6 protein-coding genes and 1 pseudogene are annotated in these 10,882 nt (G+C 41.3%); 3 read left to right on the forward strand and 4 right to left on the reverse strand.

Going from position 1 to position 10,882, the window contains the following annotated elements:
* Position 1 precedes the first annotated feature (1 nt).
* Entirely contained in the window at positions 2-1,324 is a 1,323-nt protein-coding gene (locus tag AAGC65_RS14720; RefSeq protein WP_343113221.1) for a HAMP domain-containing sensor histidine kinase, read from the forward strand.
* A 100-nt stretch (positions 1,325-1,424) separates the two neighbouring features.
* Here the strand turns inward: AAGC65_RS14720 and AAGC65_RS14725 are convergent, their stop codons facing one another.
* The 3 genes from AAGC65_RS14725 to AAGC65_RS14735 form a co-directional block, all read right to left on the reverse strand.
* On the reverse strand, positions 1,425-2,345 hold the full coding sequence (locus AAGC65_RS14725) for a DUF58 domain-containing protein (protein WP_343113222.1): 921 nt from the start codon (positions 2,343-2,345) through the stop codon (positions 1,425-1,427).
* A 105-nt stretch (positions 2,346-2,450) separates the two neighbouring features.
* Positions 2,451-2,771, reverse strand: a complete 321-nt coding sequence (trxA, locus tag AAGC65_RS14730; RefSeq protein ID WP_343113223.1) for a thioredoxin — start codon at positions 2,769-2,771, stop codon at positions 2,451-2,453.
* Positions 2,772-3,145: 374 nt separating this feature from the next.
* Positions 3,146-3,910, reverse strand: coding sequence for an SDR family oxidoreductase (locus AAGC65_RS14735; RefSeq protein WP_343113224.1), 765 nt, complete (start codon positions 3,908-3,910; stop codon positions 3,146-3,148).
* Positions 3,911-4,041: 131 nt separating this feature from the next.
* Here AAGC65_RS14735 and AAGC65_RS14740 point away from each other — a divergent pair, with 131 nt between their 5' ends.
* Complete coding sequence (locus tag AAGC65_RS14740) at positions 4,042-4,446, forward strand: helix-turn-helix domain-containing protein (protein WP_343113225.1); 405 nt, start codon at positions 4,042-4,044, stop codon at positions 4,444-4,446.
* Between the two features lie 72 nt (positions 4,447-4,518).
* On the opposite strand, the gene dnaE is transcribed toward AAGC65_RS14740, so the two are convergent.
* Positions 4,519-8,103, reverse strand: coding sequence for a DNA polymerase III subunit alpha (gene dnaE / locus AAGC65_RS14745; RefSeq protein ID WP_343113226.1), 3,585 nt, complete (start codon positions 8,101-8,103; stop codon positions 4,519-4,521).
* A gap of 230 nt (positions 8,104-8,333) precedes the next feature.
* Here dnaE and AAGC65_RS14750 point away from each other — a divergent pair.
* Positions 8,334-10,882: pseudogene (locus AAGC65_RS14750) on the forward strand (translocation/assembly module TamB); the annotation flags it as partial.

Genomic DNA, 10,882 nt, shown 5'->3' on the forward strand with positions numbered 1-10,882 from the left:
AATGAAATTACAGGTAAAACTGGCCCTTTATAATACCTTAACTAAAGTGGCCATTATTTTATTTACCGGCCTGCTGATATTGCTATCTATCGAAAAGATCTCATATAACCATATTGAGGTTCGTTTGGAGGATAGTAAGGAGGCTACCTTGGGAAGACTTTCAACCGGCGAGATCAATAATTTTTTAAACAGCCAAAAAGAATATACTGATTATAACATTTTACGCGAGGAGTTCATCAACATAACACCCACCAAATATAATCCTAACCCAAGCAATGAAATAAAGTTCAGCACCGAATCGCGCAAGGTTGATAATGATGTACAAATTTACCGCATACTATCGCACCAGTTTAATTTTAATGGACACACCTACCTGTTGCAAATTGGTGAGGCCATTGAATCGGTAGAGGAATTAAAATCGATCATTAAAAAATTCACCCTGCTGGTTTTATTTATCGCCCTGGTGCTTACACTAATCAGCGACCTGGTATTCACTAAGTTTTTGCTGGCACCCTTTTATAAAATAATTGACCGTAAACTGATCAAAGTGAATGACCCCATGAACTTTGATTATGAGAAAATTAAAACCACTACCCAGGATTTTGAAATGCTTGATGATAGCATCAGCTCGCTGATGAAAAAGATCTCCAATCTTTTTATACTGGAAAAGCAGTTTATCGCCAACGTATCGCACGAGTTGCTTACACCTATATCCATCATTAGCTCCAGGCTCGAAAACATTTTATTACACGAAGAACTAAGTGAGGGCAGCGAAAATAAAATGCACGCCTCGCTAAAAACTCTAAATCGCTTAAAGTCTATCATTAACAGCTTATTGTTGATATCTAAAGTAGAAAACAACCAGTTTAATAAAGCTGATGTGGTCATGCTTGCTGGTGTTATTAAAGAAATTCATGAGGAGTTGGAAGACCGTATAATTGAAAAGCAATTAAAGTTTACGAATCATCTGAAATACATTTATTCCATACAGGGCAATCGTCCTTTAATTCATACCCTCCTATTCAACATCATCAATAACGCTATAAAATACAATTATCCTAAAGGCAGTATCACTATTATAGATGAACTTACCGATGAGGTTTATTCTATCTCCATAACCGATACCGGGCCAGGTATGGATCAAAAACAAATAGAAAATGCCTTTAACCGGTTTGAAAAATTTGATACCGATGAAAAAGAAAGCTACGGTTTAGGATTGGCTATTGTAAAAAGTATTACAAGCTTTCACAACATTAAGGTTAAAGTAGATTCTGTTAAAGATCAGGGTACCAGCGTACAACTTATATTTAACCGGGATGAATAACTTCATTAAATCTTCATCAAATCTGTATTTCTTTGTAAAGTTTTAGTAAGTGTTACCCCTATTAAGGGCTATTTTTTAAAAGGGATAGCCTTTTTTTATTTTATACCATTTTGTTCCGCTTTACCAGATAAGCTTTTAATACCTCATTATATCCTTCATGAATATCGGCATCAACAAGATCAATGTGGTATTGGGCGCATTTGAGTTCCAACTCATGGCGATAGGCCGTTAATGATGCCCTGTAAGCATCCCGAACTTTACCCGGATGTACTTTTATTTCGGCACCGCTCTCAATGTCAACAAAATGATGCGGGCGGTTGTCAAAGTTAAAGTCAAGCTCCTTTTGCTTGTCATGAACGTTAAAAATAATAACCTCATGCTTATTAAACTTCAGGTGCTGAATAGCCGCGAAAAGTAATTGCAGCTTATCCGCGCTTACGCTGTTTTCCAGCATATCACTAAAAATGATCACCATTGATCGCTGGTGAATTTCCTGAGCAATATGGTGCAGTACACCAGTGATATCTGTAACTGTATTTACCTTTGGGTTGTTGTACATTTTCTCGAGCTCGGCATACAGATGGAATAAATGCGTACCGGTTGATTTAGCCGCGCTCAGCCAATCAATCTTATCCGAAAAAAGACATAAGCCAAAAGCATCACGCTGTTTTTTAAACAGGTACATGAGCGATGCCACTGCATAGGTAGAAAATTGTAGCTTACTAATCCCTTTTTCGGGGAAGTTCATTGACGATGAAGTATCCAGCAATAAATAACAGCGCAGGTTAGTTTCTTCCTCAAATTGTTTTACAAACAATTTTTCGGTGCGGGCCAGCAATTTCCAGTCAATATTTTTTACCGATTCGCCATTATTATACAAACGGTGCTCAGCAAACTCTACAGAAAAACCATGAAAGGGGCTCTGGTGCAAGCCCGTTATAAAGCCTTCAACTACCTGGCGGGCAAGTAACTCCAAATTGGCCAGTTGCCTTATTTGCTGATCGTCATTTAAAGCGGGCATAAGGCTAATATAGGGCATAAAAAAAGCGCTGCAAAATATGCAACGCTTTTTCAAGTAAAATATGGTGGATTAAGCTATTGGTAAACTTAATTTATGCCTAAGGTATTAAGCTAATTGCTTAACTAATTTTTCAGTTAATACTGATTTTGGAACAGCACCAATTTGTTTATCAACAATTTCGCCATTTTTAAAGAATAATAAAGCAGGGATATTGCGGATTCCGAATTTCATTGATATGCCTGGGTTGTTGTCAACATTTACTTTACCAACAACAGCTTTGCCTTCGTATTCTTTTGCTATATCTTCAACTACCGGACCTACCATTCTACACGGACCACACCATTCTGCCCAAAAGTCAATAAGTACTGGTTTGTCTGATTTTAAGACAAGTTCGTCAAAGTTTGCATCAGTTATTTCTAAAGCCATGATTTCTATTTTTTAAATTTTGTATTACAAATATATGCTATTCAAATTGCTTGCCACAAGTGCATAACTGACAATGTGACAATAATATTATTATAATGCACACGCTTAACGTGCATATGACCATTTGTCGCAAATACACCCCTAAATACCGCCTTGCGACATGACGTATTAGCACAAATTACCTGTTTACAGAGCACATATCCAACTCTGAAAGCGGGTTACTTTTTAACAATTATGGTATTCATTAACATTTCTTACTGTAATAATATCGCCTGCTATCTTTATCATAGTTATATCGTCTACCCCATTAAAATAAAAAATAGCCGGAAGCAATGTACTTCCAGCTATTAAATTAGTCAACGCTTTTCAGGTTATTAAGCACCTTTTAAGGTAGCCATGCCGCCATCGGCAATAATTTCGGCACCTACAATAAATGTTGAATCGTCTGATGCGAAAAATGCAACGGTTTTAGCAATTTCTGAAGCCTGACCAAAACGTCCCATTGGAATTTGCTTGATCAGCTCAGAACCCATACCTTCCAATTGCTCATCTGTAAGGCCCAATTTATCTGTGCTATGTAATGGTGTAACCACCGGACCAGGACTTACCGAATTGATCCGGATGCGACGAGCCAATAGCTCGGCTGATATATTTTTAGCTAATGAAAGCAAAGCTGCTTTACTTGCTGCATATACGCTGGCACCGGCCATACCAACGTGGGCGTTTATTGATGTATTTAAAACCACAGAACCACCATCATTTACCAGGGGTAATAATGATTGTAAACTAAAGTAAGCGCCTTTAAAGTTAATGTTCATGATATCATCAAACATCTCTTCAGTCATCTGATCGGCAGAATTGAACTGGCCAATACCTGCATTCACAAAAATAATATCGATGTTGGGGCTAATAGCTTTCACCTTATCTCCCAGTTGTTTTACTTGTTTAATATCTGCGCTATCAGCAATTACACCTTTGGCATTATCTCCAAGTAAAGCAACTGCTTCATTGATTGATTTTTCACTCCTTCCGGTAATGATCACTTTGGCACCTTGTGCTATAAATTCTTGTGCTGTGGCCAGGCCTATACCACTGTTACCACCTGTTATTACTGCTGTTTTACCTTCTAATTTTTTCATTATATTTGTTTTGATACATCAAATATACATCTGATTTACAGACTCATCAAGAATGCACCATTTTGTACGTCACTACCCTTTTGGTAGGTTATGGGCCCGTTTGATGCTATCGTTATTTTACCTTTTTCAATATGACAAAAAACAGACATCCCGCTTATACCTGTGCTATGGAAGCGGCCCTGAGCGTGATTAGCGGCAAGTGGAAATTGAAAATTCTGAATCAATTATTGACCGGTGCAAAACGGTATAGTGAGATAAACCGCAACATTGTTGGCATGACCGAAAAAATGCTTTCGCAGCAATTGCGCGAGCTGGAAGAAGACAGGATAGTTACACGCAAAATATATCCCGAGATACCGCCAAGGGTTGAGTATTCACTTACAGATCTGGGAAAAGAATTATCATCAATATTTTATACCCTTGAAATGTGGGGCAGCCATTTCATGACCACCACAAATGCCAATGGCGAAATAGTACAGCCTGACTATACCTGCTACACCCTAATTCAGGATGAAATAGCTGCAGAAAAAAAATGATGATACCCATTGAGGTATCATCATTTTAATATTACCATCTGTACACTTACAGTCGATATAAAAAAAGTTATTTTAGTTCAGCACCGGCTGAACGTTAGTGAGGTTAAAAATATCAGCCATCAGATCATCGCTTGGGCTCACCTTAAAGTTCTTGGAAGCCAGTTCAACCAACATAGCTTCTTCCCTATCCTTGATCTGGAAACGCAGCTTACAATTTTGTACCGGATACTTCTGATTGTTTTCATTAATAGCACGCTGTATATCATCCAGTAATTTGCTGTTAAGCATCTTTACATCTATACAAACCGTTAAAGATTTAGTCATTTTATCCCGCATTTCCGATAGCAAGCTCATCACCTGAATGCGCAGATCCCAGTTATCCTTCTGGCGAAATTTCTCTTCTATATTACCCTTAATGTGCAAGAAGTACCCATCCATCATCAGGTTACGGAACTTCACATAATCTTCGCCAAACATGGCAAACTCGTACGATTCATTATAATCCTCCAGCACAAAAGTGCCGAAAGGCTTACCTGTTTTGGTCATTTTATGCTGTACGTTACCTACCAGCCCGCCAATCCTGATCTCGCCGCGCTTACGGAGCTCATTAAAGGCGCCCATAATTTCTTCACCCCCTTCGCCCGAGCGCGCTTTTTGCATCAGTTTCAGATCGCTGATGGTACTGTTGCAAAATCTTTCCAGTTCTACTTTATAATTATCTAATGGGTGGCCGGTTAAATATATACCAATAACCGTTTTTTCGTACTTCAATTTCTCAATCAGCGGCCATTCATCTGCCTCGGGCATTGGTGGCTCAGGAACATATGATGCTACAGATCCGCCAAATAATGATGATTGCGAACTGCTCTGCACATTCTGATAATCATTGGCATATTTAATAAGGCGTTCGACCCCGGTTAAGATACCTACATCGGTCTTTGCAAAAAACTGCGACCGGTTAACACCAAAGCCATCAAATGCCCCGCCATAAACCAGGTTTTCGTACGATTTACGGTTTACACTGCGTGTATTTGATCGCCTTGCAAAATCATATAATGAAGTATAGGGGCCATTAGCATTGCGCTCCTCAATAATACTTTCCACCGCTTTATCGCCTACACCCTTAACACCGGTTAAGCCAAAACGTACCTGACCACGCCTGTTCACCGCGAATGACATGTCAGACTCGTTAATATCCGGACCTAATACCTCTACACCCATCCTGCGGCACTCTTCCATGAAAAAGGTGATCTTTTCCATATTGTTCTGGTTATTTAAAACCGCCGCCATATACTCAGATGGGAAGTGCGCTTTTAAGTAAGCAGTTTGGTAAGCCACAAAGGCATAGCAAGTAGAGTGCGATTTATTAAAGGCGTATTGCGCGAAGGCTTTCCAGTCGGTCCATATTTTGGTAAGCTTATCTTTAGGGTGGCCTTTGGCTACTGCCCCGTCCATAAACTGGGCCTCCATTTTGTTCAATACCTCAATTTGCTTTTTACCCATCGCCTTACGCAGTACGTCGGCATCGCCTTTACTAAAGCCTGCCAGTTTTTGCGATAAAAGCATCACCTGTTCCTGATATACGGTAATACCATAGGTTTCGCCCAGGTATTCCTCCATATCCGGAAGGTCAAACACTATAGCTTCGCGCCCGTGCTTACGGCTAATAAAGTTTGGTATATACTCTATAGGACCCGGACGGTAAAGGGCGTTCATGGCAATCAAATCTTCAAACTTATCGGGCTTAAGCTCGCGCAGGTACATTTGCATGCCATCACTTTCAAACTGGAAGGTACCGTTGGTATCGCCCCTTTGATAAAGCTCGTATGTTTTCTGATCGTCAAGCGGTATGTAATCAATATCAATATGAATACCATGATTTTGCCTGATCATGCGCAGAGCATCCTTTAAAATGGTTAGGGTTTTAAGGCCTAAAAAGTCCATCTTAATAACCCCGGCATCCTCAATCACCCGGCCATCATACTGGGTAACCAACAGGTCGGAGTCTTTAGCAACGGCAACCGGTACAATATCAGTTAAGTCATAAGGCGCAATGATGATACCCGCGGCGTGTACACCCGTGTTACGTACCGAGCCTTCCAGCTTCTCAGCCTCACGCAGTACCTGGGAGCGCAGGTCGTTGCCATCCAATATTGCTTTTAATTCGGGTACCTGCTCAATAGCATCTTTTAAGGTGATACCTAAAGTATCGGGAACCAGCTTTTTAATAGCGGCCATTTCAGACAACGGCATATCCAGCACACGGCCCACATCCTGAATACTGGTACGGGCAGCCATTGAACCATAAGTGATGATCTGCGCTACCTGGTTTTTACCATATTTATCAACCACATAGTCAATAACACGCTGACGGCCTGAGTCATCAAAGTCGGTATCAATATCGGGCATCGACTTACGATCCGGGTTAAGGAACCTCTCGAACAGGAGGTTGTACTTCATCGGGTCGATATTGGTGATACCAGTACAATAAGCCACCACCGATCCCGCCGCCGAGCCGCGCCCCGGGCCAATGAACACACCGATATCGCGGCCATGCTTAATAAAGTCGGCTACAATTAAAAAGTAACCGGCAAAGCCCATAGTACGTATAGTGAACAGCTCAAAGTTGATGCGTTCTTCCGTCTCGGGCGAAATATCAATATAGCGCTCCTTGGCGCCCATGAAGGTTAAATGCTTTAAATACTCCCACTGGTTAAGCGTATCCGCATCGGGGGTATTGTGTACCTTAAATTCTTCGGGGATGATAAAGTTAGGTAACAGGATATCCCGTTTCAGTTTAAGCACCTCTACCTTATCAACAATCTCGTTGGTATTATCTAATGATTCCGGCAGATCGGAGAACAGGCTGCCCATTTCGGCCTGCGTTTTAAAATAAAACTGGTCATTAGGGAAACCAAACCTATAGCCCTTGCCACCCTCTTCATCGGTAGCTATCGGGGTACTCTGCATATCGCCAGTGTTTACACACAGCAAAATATCATGCGCATTGGAGTCCTGCTGATCTACATAGTGCGAATCATTGGAGCATATTACCTTTACATTATATTTTTTAGCATAGGTAAGCAATACGTTGTTGATGGTAGTTTGCTCCGGAATTTCATGGCGCTGCAGCTCAATATAAAAATCCTCGCCAAACAGGTCAAGCCACCATTTAAATTCTTCCTCGGCCTTTTCAGGGGTTTCCCGTAATATGGCCTGCGGTACCGATGCACCAATGCAGCAGGTAGTGGCAATTAAGCCCTTATGGTGTTTTAATATCAGTTCCTTATCAATACGTGGCCATTTACTGTACAAGCCTTCCATATAGCCAAGCGAACACAGTTTCACCAGGTTTTTATAGCCCTCTGCATTTTTTGCCAGCATCAGCTGGTGGCGGCGTACGTCTTTTTTCTCTTTGGTAAACTGCTTTTTATGCCTGTCTTCCACCACGTAAAATTCGCAGCCTACAATGGGTTTTACATTGTGTTTGCCTGCTTCGGCTACAAACTTAAACACACCAAACATGTTACCATGATCGGTTATGGCCAGGGCCTTCATGCCATCTTTTGCAGCCTTTTTATATAGTTTTGATATATCGGCGGCACCATCAAGCAGGGAGAACTGGGTGTGTACGTGTAAGTGGGAAAAATCTGGCATAGTGTAATCCTTTTCAACAAAATCTGGTCAAATGCAAAGTTATTAAAAAACAAGTTTGCCTTATCAAGTGTTGAAAAACTAAATGCCCTGAAAATTCGGATATCTATCTGTTGAGGCATTGCGTATTTGTGCCGATCCGAGTGTAACTTAAACCAGAATAATCAATAAAGCTTTTGTAGCATGCTGTTTGATTATTATAATGCTAAACAATCATCACCCTTGAAAAACTAATGCAATTGAAAAAATTTGGACGAATAGCCCTCAAAACCCTGCTTTGGATAGTTGCAAGTGTCATTTTTTTGGTGTTGCTTGTAGTTATTTTAATACAGGTGCCTGCTGTACAAAATTTTGCTAAAAATAAAGCGGTAAATTTTTTACAGGGGAAGATCCACACTAAAGTGCAAATTGGCCACATCAGCCTTGGCCTGCCCAAGCTTATTGTTTTGCAGGATGTTTACTTTGAGGATCAGAAAAAGGATACCCTTATTGCCGGCGACAATTTAAAGGTCGATATCAGCCTTTTAAAACTGCTGCACAGCGAGGTGGAGGTGAATGAGATCAACCTCCAGGGTATTACCGCCAATGTAAACCGCGGGGCCGACAGCGTTTTCAATTTCGATTATATTATCAAGGCTTTTGTAGGCGAACAGAAAAAAGAGGTTAAGCCCGAGGATACTACCTCCACCATGAAATTCTCGATGGACAAGATCATCCTTGATCGTATCAACATTAAATACAAAGATGCCATTACAGGTAATGATGTAAAATTTTTGCTGGGCCATTTTGATACCCGTATCAAGGATTTTGATATGGATAAAATGAAGTTTACCATACCCAGGATCAATTTATCAAATGTAGACGCGCTGGTTATCCAAACGCCAACCGGCCCACCGCCTGTTGATACCGCCACCACCCCGCTTAACATGGATCTGAATTTGGGTGTGATAGATGTATCAAAAATAAAGGTTGATTACCGCAGCGCCGAAATGACCGCCAATGTTGACCTGAGCAAGTTTTTGGTCAACATGGATAAAATAGATCTCAAAAAGCAAAAAGTAGGCATCACCAGTATTGAACTGAATGATACCAAAGCAGCGCTGAGTCTGGCCAAACCTAAAACGGTAGAAAAGGCGATAGTAAAAACCGCTAAAAAACTGGATACGCTGGTATCATCGCCCCAAACTTCAAAATGGGCGGTTACCCTGGGCAAAGTGAGCTTTACCAATGATAATATTAAATTTGATAACGAGGCACAAAAGGCCATACCCAAAGGACTCGATTTTGGCCACATGGATATGCGCAACCTGAACGCCGAAGCCGAAAATATATCCTATAGCCCGGATACCATTTCAGGTAAAATAACCGCTTTCTCATTCAAGGAAAAAAGTGGTTTACAGATTAATAAATTCCATACCGCATTTTTTTACGGGCCAACCAATGCCTACATGAACGATCTGCTGCTGGAGACCCCGCAAACCGTACTGCAAAAATCAGTACAGGTCAAATACCCATCCATTGATGCCATCACCAAAAACATTGGCGCTTTGGGTATCAATGCCGATCTGGATGGCAGCCGCCTGGGTTTAAAAGATGTTTTATTACTTATGCCTACTATGGCCACGATGGAACCATTCAAAAGCTCGCCGGGAACAGTTTTCAAAATAAATGGCAAAGTTAACGGGCAGGTGAATAACCTGAATATCCCTAATCTGGAAGTTACCGGCTTAAGTAGTACCCACATCAAGGCATCGGCCAAAATGAAAGGCTTGCCCGATGTGAACAAGGCCTATTTTGACGTAAACATAGCCGACTTTACTACTACCCGCTCAGATATAGCTAAGGTAGCTCCGGCAGGAAGCATCCCGCCTAATGTAAGCATCCCTGAAAAAATGAACCTAAAGGGTACGTTTAAAGGCAGCATGACCAACTTTGACACCAAAATGGGCCTGCGCAGCAGCTATGGTGCGGTAGACTTGATAGCAGCCATGAAAAACGGTCAGCATAAGGGTAAAGAAACTTATACTGCCAGTATCAAAGCTAACGAGCTTAATGTTGGAGCTTTAACTAAACAGCCGCAAATGGTGGGCAAAATAACCATGAGCGCTAACCTCAAAGGTGTAAGCCTTGATCCTAAAAAGGCAAGCATACAATTTACTGGCAACTTAGCCAAAGCTTACGTAAAAGGCTACACCTATCAAAACCTGGTGATGCAGGGCAGCTCAAGCAATGGCAACTATACTGCCATTGCCCGTATGAAAGATCCGAACATCAATTTCAGCCTGGATGCCAAGGCCTCCCTTAACCGGAAATATCCGGCGGTAAACGGCACGCTGACCATTGACAGCATCAACCTGCAAAAGCTCAATTTTGTGAAGGATGATATGCGCTTTCATGGTAAGCTGGTAGCCAATGTACCCACCGCCGATCCGGATTACCTGAATGCCGATATACTGGCTACCGACTTGCTGGTGATTAATAAAGGCCAGCGTGTACAGCTGGATACGGTTAGCCTTAAATCAACCGCCAATGCCGATAGCAGTACACTCCGGTTAAAGACTCCTATCATGACAGCTCATATGGCCGGTAAATACAAGCTTACCCAAATAGGCGATGCCATGCAGGATGTGATCAATAAATATTTTAATACCGCGTTGGCAAGTGGCGGGCAACAGACTGCTGTGTTGAAAAGTCAAAATTCAAAAGTCAAAATTCAAAAAACTGAACTCAAAACTAAAAACTCAAAACCTGCAACTAAATATTCGCCGCAGCAGTTTGTGTT

The sequence above is a fragment of the Mucilaginibacter sp. genome (assembly GCF_039207105.1).
Taxonomy (GTDB): Bacteria; Bacteroidota; Bacteroidia; order Sphingobacteriales; family Sphingobacteriaceae; genus Mucilaginibacter.

Bases quoted from the DNA above. Each gene is read 5' to 3' on its own strand.
- dnaE (WP_343113226.1), bottom strand. From the start codon at position 8,103: ATGCCAGATTTTTCCCACTTACACGTACACACCCAGTTCTCCCTGCTT.
- AAGC65_RS14725 (WP_343113222.1), bottom strand. From the start codon at position 2,345: ATGCCCGCTTTAAATGACGATCAGCAAATAAGGCAACTGGCCAATTTG.
- AAGC65_RS14735 (WP_343113224.1), bottom strand. From the start codon at position 3,910: ATGAAAAAATTAGAAGGTAAAACAGCAGTAATAACAGGTGGTAACAGT.
- AAGC65_RS14740 (WP_343113225.1), top strand. From the start codon at position 4,042: ATGACAAAAAACAGACATCCCGCTTATACCTGTGCTATGGAAGCGGCC.
- trxA (WP_343113223.1), bottom strand. From the start codon at position 2,771: ATGGCTTTAGAAATAACTGATGCAAACTTTGACGAACTTGTCTTAAAA.
- AAGC65_RS14720 (WP_343113221.1), top strand. From the start codon at position 2: ATGAAATTACAGGTAAAACTGGCCCTTTATAATACCTTAACTAAAGTG.